Below are 26,565 nucleotides of genomic sequence, written 5' to 3' on the forward strand. Positions count from 1 at the left end.
GTCCTGAGCCAGGATCAAACTCTCCAAACAATGCTTGAAAAGAAATCACTCTGGCCGACACCCCCCGGCTAAGGAAGGATGCCGTCAAAGGAATCCGTCACCGACACCACGAGAGTGCCGCTATGACAGGGTCATGCATGATTCATGCACTGGCTTTTAGCACACTGTTGAGTTCTCAAGAAACGGACGCGACCACCATCACCCGAAACCCGCTAGGAGTCCCGAGATCCAGGGCGATGACTTCCGTTCGGCCGACTCTACGACGATCGCCGCACCGCAGACCTGGAGGGCCATACGATCTCGGCCGATGCTCTTGTTAGAGTGACCACCCCTCTCGGGGCAACCACTCCATACTAAACCCTCGGCCGCCTCGCGTCAAACCTTTCGGTCTGGCCGCGCCACGAACGACCCGGACTCGACGCGGACGCCTTGTCTGGATGGTTGTCAGAGTGGCTTGCCCGTCGGGTCCGGCCGCCTGTCGGCGTCCCGCGTTCCCCGGGGGCGAAGAAAACAATAGGCAACGCCGACCCGGCCGTCAAATCACGCCGAGATGGCTGAAACCCTAGGTCAGACGGGAACTTCCGGCGTCGGCCACCCTCCACGCCATGTGATTGTTACCTACGTCACAACAACTCTTGGCCATAAAACAGCCGCCCCGGTCCGGGACCGAGGCGGCTGCCCAGCGCCATCGTCAGCACAGCGTCAAAGTCAGCACAGCGTCAAAGTCAGCACAGTGCCATGGTCAGCACAGCGCCATAGTCAACTCAGCGCGGCAGGTCAGGCGACCTCTACGCCGCCGACCGTCTTCTTGCCCCTGCGCAGCACGAGGAATCGGCCGTGCAGCAGGTCGTCCGCCGAGGGCACGTACTCCTCGTCGGTGATCTTCGTGTTGTTCAGGTACGCGCCGCCCTCCTTGACGGCCCGGCGCGCCGCGGACTTCGACTCCACCAGGCCGCTCTGCGCGAGCAGCTCCACGTACGGCGCTCCCAGGGCGGGCAGGACCGCCTTGGGCACCTCGGCGAGCGCGGACTCCAGCGTGCGGGCGTCGAGTTCGGCCAGCGAGCCCTGCCCGAACAGGGCGCGCGAAGCGGCGATCACTCGGGCCAGCTCCTCGGAACCGTGGACCAGAGTGGTCAGGTCCTCGGCCAGGGCGCGCTGCGCCTCGCGAGCCGCCGGCCGCTCGGCCACGGCCTTCTCCAGCTCGTCGATCTCCTCCCGTGTCCGGAAGGTGAAGACCTTGAGGAACCGCACCACGTCCCGGTCGTCGGCGTTCAGCCAGTACTGGTAGAACGCGTACGGCGAGGTCAGCGCGGGATCGAGCCAGACCGCGCCGCCGGCCGTCTTGCCGAACTTCGTGCCGTCGGCCTTGGTGATCAGCTTGCCGGTCAGCGCGTGGACATGAGCTCCCTCGACCCGGCGGATCAGGTCGACGCCCGCGGTGATGTTGCCCCACTGGTCGCTGCCGCCGAGCTGCAACGTGCATCCGTGCCGCCGGTGCAGCTCGAGGTAGTCGTTGGCCTGCAGGATCTGGTAGCTGAACTCGGTGTAGCTGAGTCCCTCGCCGGCGAGCCGGGCGGAGACAGACTCCCTTGCGAGCATGCGGTTGACGGGGAAGTGCTTACCGACGTCCCGGAGGAAGTCGATCGCCGAAAGGTTCGCGGTCCAGTCGAGGTTGCTGACCAGCGTGGCCGCTGTCGGGCCCTCCTCGAAGGACAGGAACTTCTCGACCTGCACCCGAATTCGTGCAACCCATTCGGCGACGATGTCGCTGGAGTTCAGCGCCCGCTCGGTGCTGCGACCGCTCGGGTCGCCGATCAGACCGGTGGCCCCTCCGACCAGGCCGATGGGCCGGTGACCTGCCCGCTGGAAACGGGTCAAGATCAGCAGCGTGGCCAGGTTGCCCACGTGCAGCGAGGGTGCGGTCGGGTCGAAGCCCGCATATACGGTGACAGGACCGTCCGCCAGCGCCTTGCGCAGCGCGTCGATGTCGGTCGTCTGCGCGATCACGTCGCGCCACTCGAGCTCGTCGAGGATGTCAGCCATCTCCGACGTCGGCACGAGGTTGCCTGAAGTTGCGGTCACGGTCGTGGCTTTCGCTTATCGATGGTGGATGTACGGGCTTCCGTACAAGCCTGCCTGATCACGGAACCTTATCGCCACTTCTTACCTGCGCGTCAGCTCGTGGCACGGCCTCGGCGCCGGGGAACGTGGGCGCGGTATGGCGAGACGGTGGGATCGCCGTCGATCCAGAACCTCCAGGGCGTCTCGGCGCCCGCCGACACGCCGGTGCGAGGACCTGTCCTGACCTGGCCGGACGGCACGGGCCGGCCCTCGTGCACCTGGATCGGCCCGCCGACGCAGCAGTCGGTTCCGTTGTGCTCCCTGACCAGGCCGAGCGCCACCGTGAGCCGAGCCGGTCCACGCGCGAGGTCGCGGTCCGGGACACGCCGCACCAGCCCCTCCAGGTCCGGCCCGTCGGCGTGCGGCAGGCGCCGGATGCGCGCGGTGTGCACACCCGCGATCACTTCCCCGGCGCGTAACAGGACGGCCGCGCCGGTGCCCGCGGGCATGCACACAAGATTGGCGCAATAGTGCATGCCGTACGTGAAGTAGACGTAGAGGTGCCCCGGCGGCCCGAACATGACCGAGTTACGCGGCGTGCGCCCCCGGTAGGTGTGGGCGGCCGGGTCCTGCCCCGGCCCGCCGTACGCCTCGACCTCGCTCAGCCGCACCGCCACCGACCCGTGCACGACCACGCGCCCGAGCAGGTCGGGCGCGACCACGTCGGAAGGGCGGTCGAAGAAGTCGCGGCCGAGCGGGGCGCCCGCGACGTCCTCGATCAGCTCTCGTTCGCCCATGCCGCCTGACCGTCGACGACGTCCCTGAGGTTCGCGATCTGGTCGCGGACCCGGTCGGGCGCGGTGCCGCCGAAGGCGCTGCGGGCGGCCAGCGCGCCGTGCACGTTCAGTACGTCACGGACGCTCGCACCGGTCGCGTCGACGGCGAAGTGCGGCGAGACCTTGGCCAGCTCGTCGTCGGTGAGCTCACCGAGGTCCTTGTCGTTCACCTGGCACCACACCACCAGGTGGCCGACGGCCTCGTGCGCCTCGCGGAACGGCACCCCGCGGCGGACCAGCAGTTCGGCGAGGTCGGTGGCCAGGGCGAAGCCGTCGGGCGCGCTGGCCTCCAACTTGGCCTTGTTCACGCGCATCGTGGAGACCATGCCCGACACGGCGGGGAGCACCAGGAGCAGGGTGTCGACCGCGTCGAACACCGGCTCCTTGTCCTCCTGCAGGTCGCGGTTGTAGGTGAGCGGCAGGCCCTTGAGGGTCGTCAGCAACGACATCAGCGAACCGATCAGCCGGCCGCTCTTGCCCCTGGCCAGCTCGGCCACGTCAGGGTTCTTCTTCTGCGGCATGATCGACGAACCTGTGGAGTAGGCGTCGTCCACCTCGATCCACCGGAACTCCTGCGAAGCCCACAGCACGATCTCCTCGCCGAGCCGGGAGATGTGCACACCGATCAGCGCCGCGCAGAACAGGAACTCGGCCGCGAAATCGCGGTCGGCGACCGCGTCCATCGAGTTCGGCGCGGGCGCGTCGAACCCGAGTTCGGCGGCGACGGCGGCGGGGTCGAGCGGCAGGGAGGACCCGGCCAGCGCGCCCGAGCCGAGCGGCGAGACCGCCGCGCGCCTGTCCCAGTCCCGGAGGCGGTTCACGTCCCTGGTGAGCGCGTGGACGTGGGCCAGAAGCTGGTGGCCGAACGACACGGGCTGGGCGTGCTGCAGGTGCGTCATGCCGGGGGCGGCGACGTCGGCGTTCTCCTCGGCCTGGCTGATCAGCGCCGTCTCCAGCTCGACAAGCCGGGAGACGATCACGCGGACGTGGTCACGCAGGTAGAGGCGCAGGTCGGTGGCGATCTGGTCGTTGCGGCTGCGGCCGGCGCGGAGTTTGCCGCCCAGCGAGCCGAGCCGTTCGAGCAGGCCGCGCTCCAGCGCCGTGTGCACGTCCTCGTCGGCCACGGTGGGGCGGAACTCCCCCTTGCGGCACGCCTGGTCGAGGTCGTCGAGCGCACCCAGCATGCGGTCGAGCTCCTCCTGCGTCAGCAGCCCGGCGCGGTGCAGCACGCGCGCGTGCGCGCGCGAGGCCAGCAGATCGTACGGCGCGAGCCGCCAGTCGAACTGCACGCTCACCGACAGGCGCGTGAGGGCGTCCGCGGGTCCCCCCTCGAACCTGCCACCCCAGAGCCGCATCGGCTTGTTGTCCGCCACCGTCTTCTCCCTCCGATATTCAAGTCCCTGCAGAAAAGATGACCGCGCGCCGTTCCCGCCCGGGGCCGTCATATGTGGATCCTTGCGCCTTCTCCCGGTTTTCTCGGATGAACCTTCGGCGCGAATCCTTCACGCGGATCCTTCTGCGGGACTAATCCGCGACCTTAGCCGACGTACGCCCCGGTCCCTGCACCGGAACCGGGGCGTATGCCGGGTGGATCAGGCCTGGCGGGCGCCCCGCGCGGCCGCGATTTCCTTGTGGTCCATCGAGTGCGGCGATCTCCTGCTGACGTCGATCAGCAGGGCCTTCTCCGACGGCCTCCGCGCCGGTCCTCCCGGTGAGGCAAAGGATGGCCACCGACGTGCCGAGTCCGCCCGCGAGTGGGTCCGGCACGTCATGGTTCCTGCTTCTCACTGCCGTGGTCGCGGACCTCCGCGGCGAGCTTGTGCCTGCTCACGTCGGGCGGGCGGCGGGTGGCCAGGTTGAGCAGGGTTTCCGCCAGCGCCTGCCCCCCGGTCGGATCACGGCTGATGACGAGGATCGTGTCGTCGCCGGCCACCGTGCCGAGGATCGACTCCCAGCCCGCGTGGTCGATGGCCGAGGCGAGGAACTGTGCCGCTCCCGGCGGCGTGCGCAGGATCACGAGGTTGGCCGACGCCTCGGCCGACACCAGGAGCTCCTCCGCGATTCTCCGCAACCGCGCGTCGGGGTTCTCCGGCAAGCCGTTGGCCGCACCGGTCCGGTAGAGCGGTATCCGTCCCCCGCCCTCGCCGGGTAGCGCGTAGACCAGCGTGCCGTCGTCGGCCCGCAGCTTCAGCGCGCCCAGCTCGTCGAGATCGCGGGAGAGTGTGGCCTGGGTGACCTCAACTCCCTGCTCCGCCAGGAGCTTGGCCAGCTCGGGCTGTGAGCGGACCTTGTGCCTGGTCAGCAGCTCCACGATGCGCGCGTGCCGGGCCGCCTTGGTCAGCGGGATGGTCACGACCCCTCCGCACCCCGCGTCGCCAGCCAGTGCAGCAGCGCCTTCTGGGCGTGCAGCCGGTTCTCCGCCTGGTCCCACACCACGCTCTGCGGCCCGTCGATGACGTCCGCGGCGATCTCCAACCCCCGGTACGCCGGGAGGCAGTGCAGCACGATCGCGTCCGGGTCCGCCAGGCCGAGCAGGTCCGTGGACACCTGGTAGGAGGCGAAGGCCGCGACCCGCTCGTCCTTGCCGTCCTGGCCCATGGACACCCAGGTGTCGGTCGCGACGGCATGCGCTCCGGCCACCGCGGCCTCCGGATCACTCACCGCCGTGACGGATCCGCCCGTGGCCGCAGCGATCTCGGCAGCCCGCTCCATGACCAGGGCGTCGGGCAGGTAGCCCACCGGCGCCCCGATCCGGACGTGCATGCCGGCCGTGGCCCCGCCCAACAGGTAGGAGTGGGCCATGTTGTTGGCGCCGTCGCCGAGGTAGGCGAGCGTGAGGCCCCGCGGCGAGCCCTTGTGCTCCCGGATCGTCTGCAGGTCGGCGAGGATCTGGCAGGGGTGGAACTCGTCGGTCAGCGCGTTCACCACCGGCACCGAGGAGTGGGCCGCCATCGCCTCGATGCGCTCCTGGCCCGCCGTCCGCCACACGATCGCCGCGACCTGCCGGGACAGCACCCGCGCGGTGTCCTCGATCGGCTCTCCGCGTCCCATCTGAGACGTGCCGAGGTCCATGAGCAGAGGCTGACCGCCCAGCTCGGCGACGCCGACGGTGAAGGAGACCCGGGTGCGGGTGGACGGCTTGTCGAACAGCACGGCGACCGTGCGGGGGCCCTCGAAGGGCCGGTAGCCGAACCGGTCCTTCTTCATCGCCTCGGCGAGGTCGAGCACCTGCGCCTGTTCTTCCGGCGACAGGTCGTCGTCCCGCAGGAAGTGTCTGACTCGCGCCGGGTCCGCGCCCTGTCTGACTCGCGCCGGGTCCGCGCCCTGTCCGACTCGCGCCGAGTCCGGGTCGGTGACGGGGTTCACGAGGTCGTTCTCAGGCATCTGCGGCCTCCAGGATGCCGGGCAGCGCGTCGAGGAAGGTCTGCACGTCGGACTCGGTGATGACAAGCGGCGGCGCGAGCCGTACCGCGTCGGGCTGAAGGGCGTTGACCAGGAAACCGGCCTCCTGCGCCGCCGCCTGCACCTGCGCCGACTTCGGCGCGGTGAGCACGGCGGCCAGCCAGAGCCCGCGTCCCCTGATCCCCTTGAGCAACGGATGCCGCACGGCGGCGATGCCCTCGGACAGCAGCGCCCCCACCTTCACGGCGTTGCCGAGCAGTCCGTCGCGCTCGATCGTGTTCAGCACCGCGAGCGCCGCCGCGCACGAGACCGGGTTGCCGCCGAAGGTCGAGCCGTGGTCGCCCTTGGCGAAGACCTCGCCGGCCTCGCCGAAGCCGATGCAGGCGCCGATCGGCAGGCCCCCGCCGAGTCCCTTCGCCAGCGTCAGAACGTCGGGGACGACCCCCTCCGCCTGGTGGGCGAACCAGTGCCCGGCGCGGCCGATGGCGGACTGGATCTCGTCGGCCACGAGCAGTGCCCCCGCCGAGGAGCAGATCTCCCTGGCGGTGCGGAAGTAGCCGTCAGGCGGCGGTATGACACCCGCCTCACCCTGCGTGGGCTCCAGGAAGACCGCGGCGCAGTCCTCGGTCACCGCGTTCTTGAGCGCGTCCGCGTCCCCGTACGGGACGAACCGGACGTCGAGCGGGAACGGCCCGAACTGGTCGCGGATCGAGGGCTTGCCCGTCAGTGACAGGGCGCCGAGCGTGCGGCCGTGGAAGCCGTTCTCCGAAGCCACCATGTAGCCGCGGCCGTGCGTCTTGCCGTACTTGATGGCGATCTTGACTGCCGCCTCGTTGGCCTCGGTGCCGGAGTTGGAGAGGAAGACCCGCGCCGGCTCTCCGAGCAGGGCGAGCAGCTTCTCGGCGAGCAGCACCTCGGGCTCGTGCAGGAACAGGTTCGAGGTGTGCGCGAGAGTGGCCACCTGCCGGGACACCGCCTCGACCAGGTCCGGGTGGTTGTGGCCGAGCGAGGTCACCGCGATGCCGCCGATGAGGTCGAGGTAGCGGCGCCCGTCCACGTCCCAGACGGCGCAGCCCTCGCCGCGGGCGATGGCGACCGGCGGCACCCCGTAGTTGCGCATGAACGCCGCTTCGAAGCGTCCGCGCAGTTCGTCGTTGGTGGTCACCTGGCAACCTCCCCGTTCACGGCGCCGTCCGCCGTCGTTCCGATCCCGCCTCGCACCGCCGGGACGGCGTCGTCGGGCTCGACCATCGTCCCGATGCCCTCGTCGGTGAAGACCTCCAGCAGCAGCGCGTGCGGCACCCGCCCGTCGAGCACGTGGGCCTGTGGGACGCCTCCGCGCACGGCCGCCAGACATGCCTCCATCTTCGGCACCATGCCACTGGACAGCGAAGGCAGCAACGCGGCGAGCTCGGACGCGCCGATACGGCTGACGACCTCCTCGCTGTTGGGCCAGTCGGCGTACAGCCCCTCGACGTCGGTGAGGACGATGAGCTTCGACGCCTGGAGCGCCACGGCGAGGGCGGCTGCGGCGGTGTCGGCGTTGACGTTGTAGATCCCGCCGTCCTCGCCACGGGCCACGGACGACACCACCGGGATGCGGCCGTCGTCCAGCAGGGCCCGCACGGCACCGGCCTCGACCCGGACGATCTCTCCGACCTGGCCGATGTCGACCTTGACGCCGTCCACGACGACGTGCTTGCGCTCGGCGGTGAACAGGTGGGCGTCCTCGCCGGACATGCCGACCGCGAACGGCCCGTGCCCGTTGATCAGTCCGACCACGTCGCGGTTGACCTGGCCGACCAGGACCATCCGGACGACCTGCATCGCCTCGGGTGTGGTCACCCGCAGCCCGGACACGAAGTGGCTGTCGATCCCGAGCAGATCGAGGTGCGACTGGATCTGCGGGCCGCCGCCGTGCACGATCACCGGCCGCAGGCCGGCGTAGCGCAGGAACACCACGTCGGCCGCGAACTTGGCCCGCAGGTGCTCCTCCGTCATCGCGTTGCCGCCGTACTTGATGACGACGGTCGCGCCGTGGAAGCGCGCGAGCCAGGGCAGCGCCTCGATCAGGGTGTGCGCCTTGTCCAGGGCGCCGTTCCGCCTGACGTTCATGACGAGTACGCCGAATTCTCGTGCACGTAGGCCGCCGTGAGGTCCGTGGTGTGCACGGTCGCCGTGTGCGGGCCGGCGGACAGGTCGATGGTGATGGTCACGTCGCGGGGCCGCAGGTCGACCTTGGCGCGGTCGTCTCCCGCCGCGCCGCCACGGCAGATCCAGATGCCGTTGACCGCCACGTTGACCCGCTCGGCGTCGAACACGGCGTCGGTGGTGCCGACCGCGCTGACCACCCGGCCCCAGTTGGGGTCCTCGCCGTGGATCGCGCACTTGAGCAGGTTTGAGCGGGCGACCGAACGGCCCACCGCCACCGCGTCCTCCTCCGACGCCGCGCCGACGACCTCGATGGAGATCGCCTTCGAGGCGCCCTCGGCGTCGACCAGAAGCTGCCGGGCAAGGTCCGCGCAGACGGCGGTGACGACCTTCTCGAACTCGGCGAGGTCGGGGCGCACACCCGACGCTCCGCTCGCGAGCAGCAGCACGGTGTCGTTGGTCGACATGCAGCCGTCGGTGTCGAGCCGGTCGAACGTCACGGAGGTCGCTTTGCGCAGCACCGTGTCGAGTTCCTCGGACGTGAGATCGGCGTCGGTGGTCAGCACGCACAACATCGTGGCGAGCGCGGGCGCGAGCATCCCTGCGCCCTTGGCCATGCCGCCCACCATGTAGCCGTTCTCGCCGCGGCGGAAGGAGATCTTGCTGACGGTGTCGGTGGTCCGGATCGCGTCGGCCGCCGCCAGGCCGCCGTCGCGGCTGAGCTGGGCGGCCGCGGTCCCCACGCCGCCGAGCAGCGCGTCCATCGGCAGCCGCTCGCCGATCAGTCCGGTGGAGCAGACCGCGATCTCCGCCGCGGAGTCGTCCAGGACCTCCGCCACCTTCTCGGCGGTCGCGTGGGTGTCCTGGAAGCCCAGCGGGCCGGTGCAGGCGTTGGCGCCGCCGGAGTTGAGGACGACGGCCCTCACCCGGCCGCCGCCGAGGACCTGAGCCGACCACAGGACGGGCGCGGCCTTGAAGCGGTTGCGGGTGAAGACGCCGGCCGCGGCACGTGAGGGGCCGTCGTTGACGACCAGGGCCAGGTCGCGGGCGCCGCCGCTCTTGATTCCGGCGGCGACTCCTGCGGCGCGGAAGCCCAGCGGTGCGGTCACGCTCATGCGCGCTCCTCACAGGGGACGATCTTGGTCACGGGGCGACTCCATTGGTGGGAAGGCCGACTTCTTCCGGAAGGCCGAGAGCGAGGTTGGCACTCTGGATCGCGCCGCCCGCGGTCCCCTTGGTGAGGTTGTCGATGGCGACGACGGCGACGATCCGCCCGGCCCGCTCGTCGAGGGTGACCTGCAGGACCGCGGTGTTGGCCCCGACCGTCATCGCGGTCGCCGGCCAGACCCCCTCGGGCAACAGGTGGAGGAACGGCTCGTCCTTCACCGCCGTCTCGTACGCCTCCCGGACCGTGGCGGGGGTGACACCTGAGGCGGCGGGAGCCGTGCAGGTGGCGAGGATGCCGCGGCTCATCGGCGCGAGGGTCGGCGTGAACGACACCCGGACCGGCCGTCCGGCGACCGCCGACAGGTTCTGCTCCATCTCCGGAGTGTGCCGGTGCACCCCGCCCACGCCGTACGCGCTGACCGAGCCCATGACCTCGCTGCCGAGCAGGTGGGTCTTGGGCGCCCGGCCGGCTCCGGAGGTGCCGCTCGCGGCGACGACCACGACGTCGGGCTCGGCCAGCCCGGCCGCGAAGGCGGGGAACAACGCCAGCGTCGCGGCGGTCGGGTAGCAGCCCGGGACGGCGATGCGCCGCGCGCCGCGCAGGACCTCGCGCTGACCGGGCAGCTCGGGCAGGCCGTAGGGCCACGTGCCGGCGTGGACGCCGCCGTAGAATGCTGTCCACTCTTGCGCGCTGGTCAGCCGGAAGTCGGCGCCGCAGTCGACGACGAGCGTGCCGTCGCCGAGCTCGGCGGCGACCGCGGCCGACTGACCGTGCGGGAGGGCGAGGAAGACGACGTCGTGACCGGCGAGCACGTCGGGGGTGGTCTGCTCGATCACCCGGTCGGCCAGCGACGGCAGGTGGGGCTGGTGGGCGCCGAGCCTGGTGCCCGCGCTGGACGCGGCGGTCAGCGCGCCGATCTCGACGGCGGGGTGTCCGAGCAGCAGACGGAGCAGCTCTCCTCCCGCGTAGCCGCTGGCTCCGGCGATCGCCGCCCTCATCCGCGCCCCCCGATTCTTCGCGATCCCTGCATGATCATGCATCGGACCTCATGTTCTTGCTGGTGTAGAGAGTATGCATCGCAAAGCATGAGCATGCAAGCAGCATTCCGAAGGATGGACATCTAGCCGACGTACCTACCGGTCGGTATCGTGAAACCTCCGGTTAACGAACGAATCCGGGAGTGCGCCAGCATGACGATCACGAACGAACAGGTCCAGGCCCAGCTCACGGCGCCCGGGCAGCTCTTCGAGATGGAAGAGGTCGAGGTCGGCGGTCACAAGATCCGGGTGTGGAAGCACGCTCCGGCGTCCTTCCGGGCCCTCCTGGAGATCACCCGGTTTCACGGGGACAAGGTGTTCATCGTCTACGAGGACGAGCGCATCACATACGAGGAGCACTTCCGGCTGGCCGCGACGCTCGCCAACCGCCTGGTGGACGACTACGGCGTGCGCAAGGGCGACCGCGTCGCCGTGGCCATGCGCAACTACCCCGAGTGGATCGTCTCCTTCTCCGCCGTGCTCGCCGCCGGGGCGGTGGCCGTGCCGCTCAACGCCTGGTGGACCGAGCAGGAGCTGGAGTACGGCCTGAGCGACTCCGGCGCCAAGGTCGTGATCGCCGACGGCGAGCGCGCCGCCCGGATGGCCGGCAGCGGCCTGCCGATGATCGTCACCCGCGGCGAGGGGGCCAACTGGGCCGAGGTCCTCGGCGAGGTCCGCGCCGACGTGACGCTGCCGCAGGTCGAGGTCGGCCCCGACGACCCCGCCACGATCTTCTACACCTCCGGCACCACGGGCAGGTCCAAGGGCGCCCTCGGCAGCCACCGCAACCTCGGCCAGGCGCCGATGACCGTCGCGTACGCGATGATGCGCACAGTGGCGATGGCCGGCAGGGACGTGGCCGCGGCGGCGGAAAAGCGCAGGATCACCCTGCTGACCGTGCCCCTCTTCCACGTCACCGGGTGCTTCGCCGTACTGATGACCACGATGTTCAGCGGCGGCGGGCTCGTGCTGATGTACAAGTGGGACCCCAAGCGGGCCCTGGAGCTCATCGAGCGCGAGAAGGTCACCGTGATGAGCGGTGTGCCGACCAACGCCTGGCAGCTGCTCTCGCACCCGGACCTGGACAAGCACGACATCTCCTCGCTCGGCTCCGTCTCGTACGGCGGCGCCCCGGCCCCGCCGAAGCTGCTGGAGCGGATCACCGAGTCGCTCCCCAACCGCACGCCCGCCAACGGATACGGCATGACCGAGACGACGGCGCTCGCGATCTACAACAGCGGCGGGGACTACCTGGCCAAGCCCGACAGCATCGGGCTGCCGCTCGCCGTCGTGGACGTCAAGGTCTGCGACCCGCTCGGCGCCGAGCTGCCGCCCGGCGAGGTCGGTGAGCTGTGCATGCGCGGGCCCATTGTGATCATGGGCTACTGGAACCGCCCGGAGGCCACGGCGGAGACGTTCGTGGACGGCTGGCTGCACACGGGCGATCTGGCCCGCATCGACGAGGACGGCTACGTCTACATCGTCGACCGCGCCAAGGACATGGTCATCAGGGGCGGCGAGAACGTCTACTGCGCCGAAGTCGAGGCCGCCCTGTTCGAACATCCCGCGGTGGACGACGCGGCAGTGATCGGCATCCCGGACGACGAGCTGGGCGAGCAGGTCGGCGCGGTCGTACGGCTCAAGCAGGGCGCCGGCGCCACCGGCGAGGAGCTCCAGGAGTTCCTGCGCGGCCGCATCGCGGCGTTCAAGGTGCCGGTGCGGTTCTGGTTCAGGGAGGCCGAACTGCCGCGCAACCCCGGCGGCAAGGTGCTCAAGACCCACCTGCGCAAGGAGACGCTGGGTCTCTAGCCTTACCTGCCGCGTAATCGCCTTTCCTCGGGGCTCCGTGACACCGTTCACGTGTCACACGGAAGACATCCCCGAAGGAGTGGACAATGACCGACTACACCGCCCTGGCCGAGCGTTACATCGCCGCCTGGAACGAGCGGGACGCCGACGCCAGGGCGAAGGCGGTGGCGGACCTGTGGACCGAGGACGGCGGCTACACCGACCCGCTGGCCGCCGTCACCGGGCACGAGGGGATCGCCGCGGTGATCGCCGGAGCGCAGGAGATGTTCCCCGGGTTCGTGTTCACCTTGGGCGGGCCCGTGGACGGCCACCGCGACATCGCGCGCTTCACCTGGCACCTCGGCCCGGAAGGCGCCGCCGAGCCCGTAGTGATCGGCTTCGACGTCGTGGCGCTCGCCGAGGACGGCCGGATCCGTAACGTGTACGGCTTCCTCGACAAGGTCCCCGCCTGATCGGTCACCCGGGAGCGCGGCGCCCCTCGGAGCCCGGTACTCGCGGGAGCCCGGTGCCCCTCGGAGCCGACGGCTGCGAGGGGACCGGGGTCGCCGGGCAGAACTCCGCGATGTTCGCCGCCGTGGTGAGCTCCCCCTGGTTCACCTTGTCGCCGTTCAGGTCGAAAGACAGCGTGTGGCGGCCGTCACGGGTGCCGGCCATCCAGGTGAGCGAGCCGAAGATCGTGCCGCCGTGCCCGTACACGGTGACGCCGCAGGGCAACGTGACCATCATGACGCCGAGCCCGTAGCGGTAGGGGCCGGGCCCGTGGAAGACGTCGGACTTCAGCACCGGGGTGAGCATCTCCCGCATCAGGGGCGCGGGCAGCAGGCGCCCGGACAGCAACGCCGAGTCGAAGCGGTTCAGGTCGCCGACCGTGGAGACCATCTCACCTGCGGCCCAGGCCCAGGACGGGTTGAAGCGCGAGAGCCCGTCCTTGCTGTACGCGTGGATGAAGGGGGCGCGGACGTCCGGCGACGTGCCGGGGAAGTAGGTCGCGCGCAGGCCCAGCGGGCGCAGGACGCGTGTGGTGATCTCGGTGGAGTACGCGTGCCCGGTCACGCGTTTGATGATCATCGCGAGCAGGACGTAGTTGGTGTTCGAGTACTCCCAGGACGTCCCGGGCCGGAACACCGGAGGGTGGCTGAGCGCGTACCCCACCAGTCGTCGCGGCGTGAAGGTCGTGAGCGGATCGCGTTCGAGCCCCTCCGGCACGCGCTCGTCCTTCGTGTAGTTGAACAGCCCGCTGGTGTGGTTGAGCAGCATCCGGATGGTGATGGCCCGTCCGTCGTTGCCGGTGCCGGTGACCAGCCCCGGCAGCCACCGTTCGACCGTGTCGTCCAGGCGGAGGCGGCCCTCGGCGACCAGTTGCAGGACGACGGTGGCGACGAACGTCTTGGTCGTGCTGCCGATCCTGAACCGCATGTCCGCCCGGGGCCTGCGCCGGGTTCCGGTGTCCGCGAATCCGCGCGTGACCGTCGTCGTACCGCCCGCCCGGGACACCTGGGCCAGCGCGCCCGGAGACCCCTCGCTCACCGCCCGGTCGAGCACGGCGCCCAGCGCCGCCTCCGCGTCACGCGGTCGCCGCCCGGGGTCGGCCGCTCCCGGTGCGGGAGCGACGGGAGCCGCGCCCAGGAGGAGAGCCGACACGGTCAGGAGGCGAAGCGTGATCGTCCGGCACCGGATGACGCCCATGCCGACTCCCTCCGCCGGGGCCGGGCGTCCCTTCGGTCGCGCCGGCCGAGTCGCAGGACCAGCATTCCCTCCACGCCCGCACCGTCACGCGGCGTGGAGGGCGGAACGGCCCGGAAAACGGCTTGCCTCTTCCGGGGCCGACCGGATGAGATGGCTCGTCGTGCCGGACGCTCCTGCCCGTTCCCTCGTGTCCCTCGCCCGGCGGCTGAGACTCGATCTCAGTCCACTGCGCGAGTTCCGCGACTTCCGCCTCCTGCTCGGCTCGGGGCTGATCACGATGCTGGGCACGGTCATCACGACCGTGGCCGTGCCCTACCAGATGAAGCAGCTCACCGAGTCCTACGTCGCGGTGGGCCTGGTGGGCATGGCCGAGTTCGTACCGATGGTGGTGTGCGGCCTGTGGGGCGGCGCGATCGCCGACGCGCGCGACCGGCGCACGATCGTGATACTCAGCGAGCTGGGGTTGTGCCTCTCCTCAGTGCTCCTGCTCGTCAACGCGCTGCTGCCCCGGCCGCAGGTGTGGGTGCTGTACGCCGCAGGGGCGCCGGCCGCCGGGCTCGGCAGCATACGCGGGCCAAGCGAGCAGGCGCTGATCAACCGGGTGCTGCCGCTGGACCGGATGCCTGCGGCGTTCGCCGTGCAGGGCCTGGTCCGCAACGCCGCCATGATCGCGGGGCCGGCCGCGGGCGGTCTCATCGTGGCCACGCTCGGCCCGGCCGCCTCCTACGGCGTCGACGTCGCCACGTTCCTGCTGTCCCTCGCGCTGCTGATCAGGGTCGGCACGGTCCCCCGCGCCGACGAGCCCACCCCCGCGTCGCTGCGTTCCTTGCTGGAAGGCGTACGGTACGCGCTGCGACGGCCGGACCTGATGGGCACCTATCTCGTGGACATCGCCGCGATGGCCTTCGCGAGTTCCACCGCGCTGTTCCCCTTCCTGGCCGAGAACCTCGGCGCGCCCAAGGCCGTCGGAGTGCTGTACGCGGCCGGCGGCGTGGGCGCGGTGATCGCCTCACTCACCTCGGGCTGGACGGCCCACGTCCACCGGCACGGGCTCGCCGTCATCGTCTCGGCCACCCTGTGGGGCGTCGCCGTGGCGCTCGCCGCCCTGATGCCGGACATCTGGCTGGTCTTCCTGTTCCTCGCCGTCGCGGGCGGCGCCGACATGGTGAGCGGCCTGTTCCGCGGCACTATCTGGAACCAGACGATCCCGGACTCCTATCGCGGGCGGCTCGCCGGCATCGAACTGCTGTCCTACTCGACCGGGCCGATGCTGGGCGACGCGCGGGCGGGGTTCATGGCCCAGTTGGGCGGCACCCGGTTCTCCCTGGGGGCGGGCGGACTGCTCTGCCTGGCCGCGGTCGGGCTGATGGCCGCCGCGTTGCCCAAATTCCGGCGGTACGACGCCAGGACCGACGAGCACGCGCTCGCTCTCCGCCCGCCGGAGTCTGCGACGGCGTGAAAGGTTCATCGGCGTTCGCAGCGCGACCCGCGCTTGGCCGATCCTCGCTGAAATATTTCTAATAGATCTTTGACATGTTTCAACGGCGCTTCCCAGAATGATCCTCCCGGCGAACCCCCGGGCCGGGCGGCGCCATGATGTGCCACCAGGCCTGTTCCCGGTGTCCGATCAGAGTCCCTGACAGGAGGAACAGACATGGCCGACAACGCCGTGCCCATCGGAAGACGTACAGGCTTACGCAAGGCGGTCGCCACGGCGCTCGCGGGCGTCGTCACCGCGGCGCTCGCGACCGTGGCCCTGTCCGCCACGGTCGCGCGGGCGGCCGACTGCAGCGGCGGCTACGTCGGCCTGACCTACGACGACGGGCCCAACCCGAGCAACACCACCAACCTGCTGAACACGTTGAAGGCCAACAGCCTGCGCGCCACGTTCTTCAACATCGGGCAGAACGCCCAGAACTACCCGTCCCTGGTCCGGGCCCAGGTGGACGCGGGCATGTGGGTCGGCAACCACAGCTACACCCACCCGCACCTTACCCAGATGAGCAGCTCGCAGATCCAGTCCGAACTCCAGCGCACCCAGCAGGCCATCCAGCAGGCCACCGGCTCCGCACCCAAGCTGTTCCGCCCGCCGTACGGCGAGACGAACTCGACGGTCCAGTCGATCGAGCAGCAGCTCGGTCTCAGGGAGATCATCTGGGACGTCGACTCCCAGGACTGGAACGGCGCGAGCACCGCCCAGATCGTCCAGGCCGCGAGCCGCCTACAGAACGGCCAGATCATCCTCATGCACGACCAGTACTCGACAACGGTCCAGGCCATCCCGCAGATCGCGGCCAACCTCCGCAGCCGCAACATGTGCGCCGGCATGATCTCGCCGTCCACCGGGCGGGCTGTCGCCCCCGACGGCGGCGGCCCGGTCTCCCCGTCCCCGTCCCCGTCTCCGTCGAGCCCGCAGTCCCCCAGTCCCAGCCCCACTCCCACGGTCACGCCCACTGCGGGAACCGGCGCATGCACGGCGACCATGCAAACCGTCAACTCCTGGGGCGGCGGATTCCAGTCCAATGTGACGGTACGCGCGGGCAGTTCGGCGATCAGCGGCTGGACGGTCACCTGGAGCTGGCCCGGCTCCCAGTCCATCAGCCAGCTGTGGGGAGGCCTGCAGTCCGGTTCCGGCTCCTCCGTGAGCGTGCGCAACGAATCGTGGAACGGCAGCCTGGGCGCGAGCGCCTCCACCACCTTCGGCTTCGTCGCCAACGGCACCGCCGCCACGCCGACACTGACCTGCAGCGCGTCCTGACACGCACAACCGCGACGGCAACCGCCCGACACCCCGGTCGTGCGGCGGGGAGAGCTCGCTTCCCCACCGCACGACTGTCGCGTCTCCAGGTGCGGCCCTGCCCGGAAGCACGCGGATCGTCCCTACCGAACGCTCCCGTCATGAAATCTTCATCCGATGTTTCGGCAGTTCAACGAGCACATCAACAGATCAACTCCTGAAACATTTCTGCGATTCTTTGACATGTTTCAGCGTCGTTCCTCAGAATGATGCCCGGCGAACCCCTGGGCCGGGCGGCGCTCACCTACCGGTGAACGGCGCCGTCCGGCCCTCCCCCCGATCGAAGGAGCGAGAGATGGCCGACAGCGCCGTGCCCCTCGGACGACGTCCCCGCTTACGCAAGACCCTCGCCGCCGCGATCGCGAGCGTCCTGACCGCGGCGCTCGCCGCCGTGGCCCTGTCGGCCGCGCCCGCGAGCGCGGCCGACTGCAGTGCCGGATACGTCGGCCTGACCTACGACGACGGCCCCAACCCCAGCAACACGACGAACCTGCTGAACACGTTGAAGGCCAACGGCCTGCGGGCCACCATGTTCAACATCGGGCAGAACGCCCAGAACAACCCGTCTCTGGTCCGGGCCCAGGTGGACGCGGGCATGTGGGTCGGCAACCACAGCTGGACCCATCCGCACCTTACCCAGATGAGCAGCTCGCAGATCCAGTCGGAGCTGCAGCTGACCCAGCAGGCCATCCAGCAGGCCACCGGCTCCGCGCCGAAACTGTTCCGCCCGCCGTACGGCGAGACCAACTCCACCCTCAAGTCGGTCGAGCAGCAGCTCGGCCTCAGGGAGATCATCTGGGACGTCGACTCCCAGGACTGGAACGGCGCCAGCACCGCCCAGATCGTGCAGGCCGCCGGCCGGCTCCAGAACGGCCAGATCATCCTCATGCACGACCAGTACGCGACGACGGTCCAGGCCATTTCGCAGATCGCGGCGAACCTCCGCAGCCGCAACCTGTGCGCCGGCATGATCTCGCCGTCCACCGGCCGCGCGGTCGCCCCCGACGGCGGCAGCGGCGGCCCGACCGGCCAGCCGACCGTCACGCCCACGAACCCCGGCGGCGGCAGCTGCACCGCGACACTGTCCGCGGGTCAGCAGTGGAGCGACCGATACAACCTCAACGTCTCGGTCAGCGGCTCCAGCAACTGGACCGTGACCATGAACGTCCCCTCCCCCGCGAAGATCATCGCGACCTGGAACACCAGTGCCAGCTGGCCCAGCTCACAGGTGATGGTCGCCAAGCCGAACGGCAGCGGCAACAACTTCGGGGTGACCATCCAGCACAACGGCAACTGGACCTGGCCGTCCGTCTCCTGCCAGGCCGGCTGACCTCCGCCTAGGGGTGCGGCGCTCTTCCGGGGGAGCGCCGCACCCCTGTCGTTTGCTCGTCGCAGAAGCCGCAACTCTACGCGGAGGCGGGGATCGCCCACTTCTGGCGGATCGAGAACCAGTCCGACCGGCCCACGGTCTACGTCTACGAACTCGACCCGGCAACCACGTCGTACGCGCTGACCGGGATCTACCACGACCGGCTCAAGCTGTCGGTGCCCTTCGAGATCGACATCGACCTCACCGAGATCGACGCTCTCTGACCTTCGCCTTCACGAAACCGGCGGCAGAGCGGACGCGGGGCTGCCGCCACCGGCGAGGAATCACCCATTGCTCCTCTGGTTACCCGCGCGTATCGTCCAGAGTTGAGCATCGCTCACATTCACGCGCGTGAACAGCACCACCCTCGGTCCCTTCACCCCCTGACACCGCGAAGGGAAGTTCCCCCATGCACGCGCGCCTTCGACGGGCGATCACCGCTGCCGCCGCGCTGGCCCTCATCGCCGTCGGCCTGCCGGCGGCGCCGGCCGCCGCGGCCCCCTACTACCCGCCCGACGACTACTGTCTCGGCCAGTGTGCGGACGTCCTGCCGCCCGGCCAGAACGGCAACGCCACGCTCGTGGACATCCTGGGCAACCAGACCCTCGGCACGTACCCGGCCCACAGCAAGGACCAGCTCGGCAAGTACGCCGACCTCGTCTCGGGCTACACCGGCCTGACCGACGAGCAGATCTCCGCGTTCTTCAACGACAGCGCGTTCGGCGTGCCGGCGAACCAGGTCGACAGCACGGTCAGCCCGCGTTCGGACGTCACCATCGTCCGCGACAAGGCGACCGGCGTCCCGCACGTCACCGGCACCACCCGCGAGGGCACCATGTTCGGAGCGGGATACGCCGGCGCGCAGGACCGCCTGTGGCTGATGGACCTCATGCGCCACGTCGGCCGGGGCGAGCTGACGCCGTTCGCCGGTGGCGCCGCCGGCAACAGGGAGCTGGAGCAGAGCGTCTGGCGCAACTCCCCCTACACCGAGGCCGACCTCCAGGCCCAGATCGACCGGTTGAAGACGGCCGGAACCCGGGGCGCCCAGCTCTACGCGGACGTGCAGAACTACATCGCCGGGATCAACGCGTACATCGACCACTGCATGGCCAACCGCGATTGTCCGGGTGAGTACGTGCTCACCGGCCACCTCGACGCGATCACGAACAAGGGCGGCCCGGAGGACTTCCGGATGACCGACCTGATCGCGATCTCCGGCGTGATCGGCGGTCTGTTCGGCGGTGGCGGCGGCGCCGAGATGCAGTCCGCCCTGGTACGCGTGGCCGCGCGGGCGAAGTACGGCGCCGCCGAGGGCGACCGGGTGTGGGCGGCCCTCCGCTCGCAGAACGACCCGGAGACCGTGCTGACCCTGCACAGCGGGCAGAGCTTCCCCTTCGGGGCGGCCCCGGCCGGCGCGACCGGAGTGGTGCTGCCCGACGCGGGCACGACCGCGCCGGTCGACATCACGGCCAACGAGACCGGCACCGCGACGTCCGCGACCACGCAGGTCAAGAGCGCGCTGACCGGGCTCACGGTGGACAACTCCAAGCCGGAGATGTCCAACGCCATCGTGGTCTCGGCCGCCAAGGCGACCGGCGGCCACCCGATCGCCGTCTTCGGCCCGCAGACCGGCTATTTCGCGCCGCAGCTGCTCATGCTGGAGGAGCTGTCCGGGCCCGGCATCCGGGCGCGCGGCGCGGCCTTCGCCGGGCTCAACCTCTACGTGCTGCTCGGACGCGGCACCGACTACGCCTGGAGCGCCACCTCCGCCGCCGAGGACATCACCGACACGTACGCCGTGACGCTGTGCGACCCGAACGGCGGCACGCCCACGATCTCCAGCGACAACTACCTCTACCACGGCGTCTGCACGCCGATGGAGACGCTGAAGAAGACCAACTCCTGGAAACCCAACACGGCCGACTCCACCGCCGCCGGGTCGTACGACCTGGTCGTCAAGCGGACCAAGTATGGCCTGGTCACCTGGCGGGGCACGGTCGGCGGCGTGCCGATGGCGTTCACCGCGCTGCGCTCGACCTATCAGCACGAGGCGGACTCCGCGATCGGCTTCCAGATGTTCAACGACCCGGCAGAGATGGGCTCGGCGGCGGCCTTCCGCAACTCGGCCTCCACCATCGGCTTCGCGTTCAACTGGTTCTACGTGAACTCCGCCGACGCGGCGTACTTCATGTCCGGCAACGTCCCCGTGCGGTCGGCGGTGTCCGACCCGAACCTGCCCATGACGGGCGACGCCGCCCACGAGTGGAGCGGCTTCGACCCGGCGGCCAACACGGCGTCCTACGTCCCGCCCTCGGCGCACCCCCAGGCGGTCAACCAGGACTACTTCGTGAGCTGGAACAACAAGCAGGCCAAGGACTTCGGCGCGGCCGACGGCAACTTCAGCTTCGGCGCCGTCCACCGGGCCGACCTGCTCGACGCGCCGGTCAAGGCGGCCCTGTCCTCGGGCACCCTCGACCGCGCCGGGGTCGTGAAGATCATGGCGTCGGCCGCGACGACCGACCTGCGCGGGTGGAAGGTGCTGCCCAAGCTGCTGCGCGTGATCAACAGCGCGTCCGTCTCCGATCCCGCACTGGCCTCGGCCGTCTCCAAGCTGTCCGCCTGGGCCGCCGCGGGCGCCAAGCGGGAGGAGACCGCCAAGGGCAGCAAGACCTACGCGCACGCCGACGCCATCCGAATCTTCGACGCGTGGTGGCCGAAGCTGGTGCGGGCGCAGTTCCGGCCCGGGCTGGGCGACGGGCTCTACCAGGCGCTGGTCAACGCGCTGCAGATCAACGAGTCGCCGTCCGGGCACCAGCAGGGCGACGTCTCCTCACTGCCCGGATCGGCCAACGAGGCCCAGGCCCACAAGGGCTCGTCGTTCCAGTACGGGTGGTGGGGCTACGTGGACAAGGACATCCGGGCCGTGCTGGGCGACCCGGTGACCGCTCCCCTGGCGGCGAAGTACTGCGGGGCGACCGTGGCGGCCTGCCGTACGGTCCTGCTGGACAGCCTGTCGGCGGCGCTGGCCGAACCGGCGGCGACGACCTACCCGGGTGACGACTCCTGCTCGGCGGGCGACCAGTGGTGCGCCGACGCCGTCCGGCAGTCGCCGCTCGGAGGCGTCAAGCACTCGCTGATCTCCTGGCAGAACCGGCCGACCTACCAGCAGGTCGTCTCGTTCCCGGCGCACCGCGGAGACGACGTGACCGATCTCGCCCTGGGCCGTACGGCGAGCGCGTCCAGCACCCAGGGCTCCAACAGCGCGGCGAAGGCCGTCGACGGGGACCCGGCCAGCCGGTGGGCCAGCGGGTGGAGCGACAACCAGTACGTCCAGGTCGATCTCGGCTCGGCGAAGACCGTGGGACGGGTGATCCTGCGCTGGGAGACGGCCTACGGCTCGTCGTACCGGATCCAGACCTCGCAGGACGGCGCCGCGTGGACCACCGTCGCGCAGACGACCACGGGCGACGGCGGCGTGGACAACGTCACGTTCGCGCCGGCCGGCGCACGGTACGTGCGGATGCAGGGCGTCAAGCGCGCCACCGGCTACGGCTACTCGCTGTACTCCTTCGAGGTGTACGGCACGTAGGACGACGGTCAGCCCGGCTCGCGCCAGCCCTCGCCCTCCTCGGCGAGGGCGTCGAGCCGGGCGAGGTCGGCCGGGCCGAGGGCGCCGTCCGGGTCGTCCACGACGACCACCCACTGGGCGTCCTCGGCGTCGTCCTCGCCCGCGAGCAACTCACGGACGACGCCGGGAACGCCGAGTGCCGGGAACAGCTCGGCCACGCTTTCTGCGGATTCCTCCGCGCTGTCCCGCTCGGGGAACACCAGCAGGTGACGCACCGCTCCTCCGCAAACAGACAGGTCGCCCGGTCACCCACCGGTCGACAACGCCCAGCCGATCCCGAGCCGGCCGGGCGTGAACACCGCAGTCTGCCCGCGCCGTCTCTCCACGGCGCCGGGCGCACAACGTCCAGAATCCCCGAGATCACGGCGAGCCGCAAAGTAGCGAGGTGTCGGCGGCCCGGGACAGGACAGGCGTGCCGGTGGTGACCGGGGTTCGGTTTCCCGAACCCCGAATTCGGGGGCGGGCACGATCGATCGCCGTGTCCCGCTCGCCGAGGATGAGGGCATGGCGGAGATCACGAGAGATATCGAGGTGGGAACAGGCGCCCGCGCGGAGAACCTGCATCGTGAATACGGGCGCGGGGCTGCCGGGGTGCGGGCGTTGCGCGGGGTGTCAGTGGCCTTCGCACCCGGCACGTTCACGGCGGTGATGGGGCCGTCGGGCTCCGGCAAGACCACCTTGCTGCACTGCCTTGCGGGGATGGACCGGCCTACTCGGGGCTCGGTCTGGTGGGGCGGTACAGAAGTGTCCCGGCTGCCGGAGCGGCGGCTGGCGGAACTGCGGCGCAGCCGGGTCGGGTTCGTGTTCCAGGCGTTCAACCTGATGCCGGCGATGACGGTCGCGCAAAACGTTGAGCTTCCCGTCCGGCTCGCCGGCGAGCGGCCTGACCGGGGCCGGGTGCTGGACGCGCTCGCCCGGGTGGGGCTGGCCGGGCGAGAGCGGCATCGGCCCGGCCAGCTGTCCGGTGGGCAGCAGCAGCGGGTGGCGATCGCCCGGGCGCTGCTCACCCGCCCTCAGGTGCTTTTCGCCGACGAGCCGACGGGTGCGCTCGACCGGGCCACCGGCCACGAGATCCTCGCCCTGCTGCGGGCCGGTGTGGACCGGGACGGCCGGACCTGCGTGATGGTGACTCACGATCCGGTGGCCGCCGGTTACGCGGACCGGGTGCTGCTGCTCGCCGACGGCGTGGTGGTGAACGAGCTTGACCGGCCCACCGCCGCCCAGGTCGGCGAACGCCTGAGCCGGTTGGGTGGGTGAGCGTGATGGCCGCGATCGCCCTCGGGCAGATGCGTCGGCGTCCGGCGGCCTTCATCGGCCTGGCGGTCGCGCTCTTCCTCGCCGTCGCCACCGTGACGCTGTTCGGCTCGCTGTTCGCCGCCGATGTCATGGCCTCGGCGGCCACCCCCGGGGCGCCCGCCGGTCCCGGACTGGTGGTGATCGCCGGAGTCTTCGGTGAGATCGCCGTGCTCGTCGCGTTCTTCGTGGTGGTCAACGCGCTGGGTTTCGCGGTGCGTCAGCAGCATCGTGAGCTGGCCCTGCTGCGCACGATCGCGGCGACACCCCGTCAGGCACGGCGGCTGGTCCGCGGCCAGGTCATCGCGACGACGTTGCTGGTGACCGCGCCGGGATGGGGCGCCGGCGCGGCGGCGGCCCGTCGCCTCCTCACCGAGTTGCAGCGGCGGGGAATGGCGGCGCCGGGCGTGCGGGTGCCGGGGACACCGGTGCCGATGCTGGTCGCGCTGGCCGCCGCGTTCGCCGTCGGCCTGGCGGCGTCGGCTGTCGCCGCCCGGCGGATCACCGCGATCGCGCCCGCGGCCGCCCTCACCGCGAGCTCGGCCGAACAGGGGCGGACGGGTGCGCCACGCCTGCTCGCCGGAATCGGTGCCCTGGTCGGCGGCGTCCTGCTGCTGCGACTGGCCGCGACGCGGCCGCCGGAGCAGTCGGACAAAGCGGGGCAGGCGGCGTTGCTCGGTGCTCTGGTGCTGCTGATCGCGGTCGCCCTGGCGGGGCCGCTCGCGGCGCGCGTCCTGGCGGCCGCGCCGGGCGCGCCGGTACGACCTCTGGCGCCGGGTGCGGGGTGGCTGGCCGACGCCAACCTGCGGGGATACGCGCGGCGGTTTTCGTCCGCCGTGGTGCCGGTCGCACTGCTCGTGGGACTCTCGGGCACCATGGCGATCATGACACGTACCGCCGAGCACAGCGGGAGTGGGACGGTGACCAGTGTCGCCTCCGCCACGGACGTCTGGCTGCGCCAGGCCGAGTTGGCGCTGCTGGCCTGCTTCGCCGCCGTCTCCACCGTCAACACCTTGGTCGCCGTGACCGCCGACCGGCGCCGCGAGTTCGCCCTGCTGCGACTGGTCGGCGCCACCCGGTCGCAGCTGCTGCGCATGCTGACCACGGAGGCGGTGCTGACCGCGGCGGTGGGTGTGCTGCTCGGCACGGCGGTCGCGGGCGCGGCGTCGGCGGCGTTCAGCACCGCGGTGACCGGCTCGGTGGTGCCGTCCGTCCCGGTGGCCGCCTGCGGGTGGATCGCCGCGGGCGCGGCGGCGCTGACCGTTCCGTGCATCCTGGCCACGGGCCTGGCGGCGATTCACGGCCCGGCGGCGGAGCTGGTGAGCGGTGGCCGTGGCTGAGCGGCGCCGGTACTTCTCCGTGCGGGGTGGCGAATGGGCCTTCGCCGTCGTCGGGCTGCCGCTCGCGATGCTCGGCGCCGTCTACGCACTCGCCGTTGTGTACGCGGGAGCGCTGCTCTCGCTCACGGTGCTCGGCCTGCCGTTCGTGGCCGCCGCGCTGCTGGGCGCGCGTGGGCTCGGCGCACTGCACCGGTGGCTGCTCCAGCGGTTGCTCGGCGAGCGCGTCGAAGCCCCGGACGGGCTGCCCCGCCCGGTGGGCCTGGCCGCCCGCGGCCGTGTCGTGCTCACCGATCCGGTCGCCTGGCGGACGCTGCTGTATCTGGTGCTACGGTTGCCGCTCGGTGTGCTCGGGTTCGCCGCCGCCGCGGCGCTTCCCCCGGGTTGCGGTTGGCTGATCGGCTTTCCCCTCTGGGGCCGCCTGCTGGAACCGGGCCCGCGACCGATCACCTGGATGGATGCCGCCTCCGTCGTGCTGGGCCTGCTTCTGCTGTCCGCAGTGCCCGGCGTGGTCCGGGCGCTGACCGGGGTCGACCGGCGGCTCGCCCGGTCGCTGCTCGGCCCGGCCCGTGCCCAGCGGCGCGTCCGGGAGTTGGAGACCGCCCGCGCCACCCTCCTGGCGGAGAACACCGACCGGCTTCGCCGTCTTGAGCGCGACCTGCATGACGGCACCCAGGCGCGGCTGGTCGCCCTGGCCATCACCCTCTCGCTGGCCGAGGACGCCCTCGTTCCCGCCGAGGGCCCGGACCTCGGGCGGCTGCGCACCCTGGTGGACCGTGCCCGAGGCCAGACCGACGACACCATCGCCGAGCTGCGACGGCTCGTGCGGGGCATTCATCCGGCGGCGCTGGACAACGGCCTCGGCGAGGCGTTGCCGGAGCTCACCGCCACTACGCCCTTGCCGGTTACCGTCTGCCTTGACCTGAGGGAACGTCCGGACGAGGCAGTCGAACGTGCGGTCTATTTCTGCGCCGCCGAGCTGCTCACCAACGTCGCCAAGCACAGCGACGCCCGCTCGGCCGAACTCGCGGTCAGCGCGGCCGACGGCCGGGTCAGCCTGACCGTGCGCGACGACGGCTGCGGCGGCGCGGCACTCGGCGCCGGCACAGGTCTGACCGGTCTGGCCGGGCGGCTCGCGGCGGTGGACGGCGTCCTGCGGATCGACAGCCCGCCCGGCGGGCCCACAGTGGTCACCGCCGAGCTGCCGGCTCGTCTGTGCTGAGAGATCGGCTTCCGCTCTCCGCCAGGTAGGTGAGAACGGCCTTCACCCGCCGGTTGTCGGCGTCTGTCGCCCGCAGGCCGAACTTGGCGAAGACCGCGGCGACGTGCTTCTCCACCGCCCGCTCCGACACGACCAGCAGCGCGGCGATGGAACGGTTGGAGTGGCCCTGCGCCATCAGCTCCAGCACCTCGCGCTCGCGTGGCGTCAAGGTGTCCACCCGGCTGCGCCCTCCACCGCGCACCAACCGGGTGACCACCTCCGGGTCGAGCGCCGTGCCCCCGTCGGCGACCCGGTGCAGCGCGTCCACGAACTCGGAGGTGCGGGCGACGCGTTCCTTCAGCAGATACCCGATGCCCGCCGCGCCGTCCGCCAGCAGCCGGGAGGCCGCGGCGATCTCGACGTGCTGGGAGAACACCAGGATGCCGACCTCGGGCATCCGCGCACGGATCTCCACGGCCGCACGGATGCCCTCGTCGGTGTGCGTCGGCGGCATCCGGATGTCCACCACGGCCACGCTGGGCCGGTGCTCGACCACCGCGGCGAGCAACTCGGGCGCCGTCCCGGCGGTGGCCACCACCTCGCATCCCCGGACGCCGAGCAGCTCGGCCATCCCGTCACGGAGCACGACGGAATCCTCGGCCAGTACCACGCGCAGCCGCCTGTCCATCACGACGCCATTATGGGACCCGGCCGACGGCCGGCGCTGCTCGGTGCTGTGGCCGCGAAACAGCGGCGGGTGCCGGCACCGTGTCGATTCACACCGTGCCGG

General features: G+C 70.8%; 21 protein-coding genes and 1 pseudogene. 10 read left to right on the forward strand and 12 right to left on the reverse strand.

Annotated features, from left to right (window positions below; translation table 11 throughout):
• Positions 1-777: 777 nt before the first annotated feature.
• The 9 genes from tyrS to argC all read right to left on the reverse strand — a co-directional run bounded on the left by tyrS (position 778) and on the right by argC (position 10,616).
• Positions 778-2,043: a tyrosine--tRNA ligase gene (gene tyrS / locus QSK36_RS29525; protein ID WP_285784779.1), complete on the reverse strand. Its 1,266-nt coding sequence runs from the start codon at positions 2,041-2,043 to the stop codon at positions 778-780.
• A 131-nt stretch (positions 2,044-2,174) separates the two neighbouring features.
• Positions 2,175-2,858 carry a DNA-3-methyladenine glycosylase gene (locus QSK36_RS29530; protein WP_183537256.1) on the reverse strand — a complete coding sequence of 228 codons (684 nt, stop codon included), beginning with the start codon at positions 2,856-2,858 and terminating at the stop codon, positions 2,175-2,177.
• Positions 2,840-4,252 (reverse strand): argininosuccinate lyase, encoded by a 1,413-nt coding sequence (gene argH / locus QSK36_RS29535; protein WP_285784780.1) that lies wholly within the window; start codon positions 4,250-4,252, stop codon positions 2,840-2,842. The genes QSK36_RS29530 and argH overlap by 19 nt, the downstream gene beginning before the upstream one ends.
• 413 nt (positions 4,253-4,665) lie before the next feature.
• Entirely contained in the window at positions 4,666-5,250 is a 585-nt protein-coding gene (locus tag QSK36_RS29540; RefSeq protein WP_139574986.1) for an arginine repressor, read from the reverse strand.
• A complete protein-coding gene (argF, locus tag QSK36_RS29545) occupies positions 5,247-6,281 on the reverse strand; it encodes an ornithine carbamoyltransferase (protein ID WP_285784631.1) in 1,035 nt (344 codons plus the stop codon). The genes QSK36_RS29540 and argF overlap by 4 nt, the downstream gene beginning before the upstream one ends.
• The gene (locus tag QSK36_RS29550) at positions 6,274-7,419 is read right to left on the reverse strand and encodes an acetylornithine transaminase (protein WP_221263786.1); all 1,146 of its coding nucleotides are present in this window, start codon (positions 7,417-7,419) and stop codon (positions 6,274-6,276) included. Before QSK36_RS29550 ends, argF begins: the two co-directional genes overlap by 8 nt.
• A 41-nt stretch (positions 7,420-7,460) precedes the next feature.
• Positions 7,461-8,414 carry an acetylglutamate kinase gene (gene argB, locus QSK36_RS29555; RefSeq protein ID WP_183537250.1) on the reverse strand — a complete coding sequence of 318 codons (954 nt, stop codon included), beginning with the start codon at positions 8,412-8,414 and terminating at the stop codon, positions 7,461-7,463.
• Positions 8,411-9,565, reverse strand: coding sequence for a bifunctional glutamate N-acetyltransferase/amino-acid acetyltransferase ArgJ (argJ, locus tag QSK36_RS29560; RefSeq protein WP_183537248.1), 1,155 nt, complete (start codon positions 9,563-9,565; stop codon positions 8,411-8,413). Before argJ ends, argB begins: the two co-directional genes overlap by 4 nt.
• 28 nt (positions 9,566-9,593) lie before the next feature.
• The gene (gene argC, locus QSK36_RS29565; protein ID WP_183537246.1) at positions 9,594-10,616 is read right to left on the reverse strand and encodes an N-acetyl-gamma-glutamyl-phosphate reductase; all 1,023 of its coding nucleotides are present in this window, start codon (positions 10,614-10,616) and stop codon (positions 9,594-9,596) included.
• Positions 10,617-10,808: 192 nt separating this feature from the next.
• Here argC and QSK36_RS29570 point away from each other — a divergent pair, with 192 nt between their 5' ends.
• A complete protein-coding gene (locus QSK36_RS29570; protein WP_285784632.1) occupies positions 10,809-12,464 on the forward strand; it encodes a class I adenylate-forming enzyme family protein in 1,656 nt (551 codons plus the stop codon).
• 86 nt (positions 12,465-12,550) lie between these two features.
• Entirely contained in the window at positions 12,551-12,916 is a 366-nt protein-coding gene (locus QSK36_RS29575; RefSeq protein WP_285784633.1) for a nuclear transport factor 2 family protein, read from the forward strand.
• A 4-nt stretch (positions 12,917-12,920) separates the two neighbouring features.
• Here QSK36_RS29575 and QSK36_RS29580 read toward each other — a convergent pair whose 3' ends face one another.
• Positions 12,921-14,150 carry a serine hydrolase domain-containing protein gene (locus QSK36_RS29580; protein ID WP_285784634.1) on the reverse strand — a complete coding sequence of 410 codons (1,230 nt, stop codon included), beginning with the start codon at positions 14,148-14,150 and terminating at the stop codon, positions 12,921-12,923.
• Between the two features lie 145 nt (positions 14,151-14,295).
• On the opposite strand from QSK36_RS29580, the gene QSK36_RS29585 reads away from it, so the two are divergent.
• The 5 genes and pseudogenes from QSK36_RS29585 (at position 14,296) to QSK36_RS29605 (ending at position 21,905) form a co-directional block, all read left to right on the forward strand.
• Positions 14,296-15,609, forward strand: coding sequence for an MFS transporter (locus QSK36_RS29585; protein ID WP_285784635.1), 1,314 nt, complete (start codon positions 14,296-14,298; stop codon positions 15,607-15,609).
• Between the two features lie 195 nt (positions 15,610-15,804).
• On the forward strand, positions 15,805-16,908 hold the full coding sequence (locus tag QSK36_RS29590) for a polysaccharide deacetylase family protein (protein WP_285784636.1): 1,104 nt from the start codon (positions 15,805-15,807) through the stop codon (positions 16,906-16,908).
• A gap of 334 nt (positions 16,909-17,242) precedes the next feature.
• The gene (locus QSK36_RS29595; RefSeq protein WP_285784637.1) at positions 17,243-18,277 is read left to right on the forward strand and encodes a polysaccharide deacetylase family protein; all 1,035 of its coding nucleotides are present in this window, start codon (positions 17,243-17,245) and stop codon (positions 18,275-18,277) included.
• A 62-nt stretch (positions 18,278-18,339) separates the two neighbouring features.
• Positions 18,340-18,540: pseudogene (locus QSK36_RS29600) on the forward strand (Uma2 family endonuclease); the annotation flags it as partial.
• A gap of 185 nt (positions 18,541-18,725) precedes the next feature.
• Entirely contained in the window at positions 18,726-21,905 is a 3,180-nt protein-coding gene (locus QSK36_RS29605; RefSeq protein WP_285784638.1) for a penicillin acylase family protein, read from the forward strand.
• A gap of 8 nt (positions 21,906-21,913) precedes the next feature.
• Here the strand turns inward: QSK36_RS29605 and QSK36_RS29610 are convergent, their stop codons facing one another.
• Complete coding sequence (locus tag QSK36_RS29610) at positions 21,914-22,159, reverse strand: hypothetical protein (RefSeq protein WP_182899010.1); 246 nt, start codon at positions 22,157-22,159, stop codon at positions 21,914-21,916.
• Positions 22,160-22,448: 289 nt separating this feature from the next.
• On the opposite strand from QSK36_RS29610, the gene QSK36_RS29615 reads away from it, so the two are divergent.
• From QSK36_RS29615 to QSK36_RS29625, 3 genes are read left to right on the forward strand one after another with little or no spacing between them, the layout of a single operon-like run.
• Positions 22,449-23,201, forward strand: a complete 753-nt coding sequence (locus QSK36_RS29615) for an ABC transporter ATP-binding protein (RefSeq protein ID WP_285784639.1) — start codon at positions 22,449-22,451, stop codon at positions 23,199-23,201.
• A gap of 5 nt (positions 23,202-23,206) precedes the next feature.
• On the forward strand, positions 23,207-24,577 hold the full coding sequence (locus QSK36_RS29620; protein ID WP_285784640.1) for an FtsX-like permease family protein: 1,371 nt from the start codon (positions 23,207-23,209) through the stop codon (positions 24,575-24,577).
• The gene (locus QSK36_RS29625) at positions 24,570-25,796 is read left to right on the forward strand and encodes a sensor histidine kinase (protein ID WP_285784641.1); all 1,227 of its coding nucleotides are present in this window, start codon (positions 24,570-24,572) and stop codon (positions 25,794-25,796) included. Before QSK36_RS29620 ends, QSK36_RS29625 begins: the two co-directional genes overlap by 8 nt.
• Here the strand turns inward: QSK36_RS29625 and QSK36_RS29630 are convergent.
• Positions 25,765-26,463 (reverse strand): response regulator transcription factor, encoded by a 699-nt coding sequence (locus tag QSK36_RS29630; RefSeq protein ID WP_183537514.1) that lies wholly within the window; start codon positions 26,461-26,463, stop codon positions 25,765-25,767. The genes QSK36_RS29625 and QSK36_RS29630 overlap by 32 nt on opposite strands.
• Positions 26,464-26,565 lie beyond the last annotated feature (102 nt).

Source organism: Microbispora sp. NBRC 16548, assembly GCF_030268985.1.
Lineage (GTDB): Bacteria > Actinomycetota > Actinomycetes > Streptosporangiales > Streptosporangiaceae > Microbispora > Microbispora catharanthi.